Raw genomic sequence first — 430 nt, forward strand, 5'->3', positions numbered from 1 at the left:
CCTGGGCGATGGAGGCGCGGCCCGACAGCCAGGTGATGAGGGCCGAGTGCCAGGTGTGCTCGATGACGCGGACCGCCGAGAGCTGCCGCGGACCCGGGTCGGCCCGGCCCATCGCGTCCAGGATGATCAACGTCGTCTGCCGGGAGACCTGGTCCACCTCGGGGGAGACGCTGCGGTCCGCGAACGTCAGCGCGCGGACCATCGCGTCGGCCAGGTGCGGCTCGCGCTGGAGCGCGCGGAACGCCCGCATCAGGGTCTCCGCCACCCGCTCCGCCGCCGTCTCACCGGCCGGCGGCTTCTTGCGCAGCGTGCCGTGCATGTGCTCCAACTGGTCCTGCATGGTGGCGACCAGCAGATGCACCTTGGACGGGAAGTAGCGGTACAGGGTGCCGAGGGCGACCTGCGAGGACTCCGCGACCTCCCGCATCTG

The 430-nt window shown here is 71.9% G+C and carries 1 protein-coding gene; it reads right to left on the reverse strand.

Annotation, left to right across the window (positions count from 1 at the left end):
- On the reverse strand, window positions 1-430 hold a 430-nt coding region (locus tag RNB18_RS52540), incomplete at both ends, for a TetR family transcriptional regulator (RefSeq protein ID WP_311721122.1).

The sequence above is a fragment of the Streptomyces doebereineriae genome (assembly GCF_031845645.1).
GTDB classification, from domain to species: Bacteria; Actinomycetota; Actinomycetes; order Streptomycetales; family Streptomycetaceae; genus Streptomyces; species Streptomyces canus.